A 440-nucleotide genomic window follows, 5' to 3' on the forward strand; every position below is an offset into this window, starting at 1 on the left:
GCAGCATATTTAGCACCAGTTGTTCAACCACCTACATCTTTTTGGGACTTAGATTGCGATATTTCATTCGAGAACGAGGAATTTTCCAAGTCAAAACTACTTCAAAGCTCGTACATATACATGTACTATATTTAATATAAAAGAGACTGCAAAGAAAGAAGGGGAAGCTTTGATTTATAGTGAGAGTGAACCATTTTAGTTGTTGGTGAAAGTTGAAAACAGATAGTTGATATCACAATTAACCAGTAAACCTATCGCATCCCGCAACTTTTCCTTTAGCCTGGTTGTTTCGTTTGAATGAAACAGGGTATTGTATCCTCTTAAATATTTTTGACATTGTTGTTTAGTCAATCTGTCAATGTCCTGAACTGACAGAATGGGAGGTAATTCTTCTTGGTTTTCTTCTTTATTTAAGAAAGGTACACTATCAGCATTATATC

General features: G+C 34.8%; 1 protein-coding gene. It reads right to left on the bottom strand.

Translation table 11 applies throughout. The features are described 5' to 3' along the window. Positions 1 to 195: 195 nt before the first annotated feature. The coding region (locus tag E2E34_RS37800) for a DUF1773 domain-containing protein (protein ID WP_138905809.1) at positions 196 to 440 on the bottom strand (245 nt) is incomplete at its 5' end.

The sequence above is a fragment of the Streptomyces albidochromogenes genome (assembly GCF_005981925.1).
In the GTDB taxonomy this organism is placed as follows: Bacteria; Actinomycetota; Actinomycetes; order Streptomycetales; family Streptomycetaceae; genus Streptomyces; species Streptomyces albidochromogenes.